1 protein-coding gene is annotated in these 431 nt (G+C 32.5%); it reads left to right on the plus strand.

Going from position 1 to position 431, the window contains the following annotated elements:
* On the plus strand, positions 1–431 hold a 431-nt coding region (locus tag E3E36_RS12110), incomplete at both ends, for a hypothetical protein (RefSeq protein WP_206203695.1).

Raw genomic sequence — 431 nt, forward strand, 5'->3', positions numbered from 1 at the left:
ATTGGGCATGTTATTGTTTTCTGTTTTAGAAGGCTTTAGCTGGGCAGTAAATGAAGCAGTAATTTCTAATTTTTTAAAAGAAACCTTATTAAGGCTTATTACAACCGTTTTTATTCTGTTATACTATTTCAAACTCATCAACTTTAATACATTTATTTACGGCTTTGCTTTTTTATACCTTTTCATTTTTGTATTTCTTTTCATTTACCTGAAATGGGTTAAAAAATTACCACTAAGCTTTACGGTAAGCAGGGTAACTAAAAAGTTTAAGAAGAAAATGTTTGCCATGCAATCGCTTATTTTTAGTGGTACGGTAATTATGTCAATAGCTGCAACTATTGACAGCATTGTAATTGCAGGCTTCAATGGTTTAACAGCAGTAGGTGTTTTTGCATTTGCACAATACGGGGCTAACTTAATTCAGGTGCCGC

Source organism: Thermococcus sp. M36 (genome assembly GCF_012027355.1).
Lineage (GTDB): Archaea > Methanobacteriota_B > Thermococci > Thermococcales > Thermococcaceae > Thermococcus.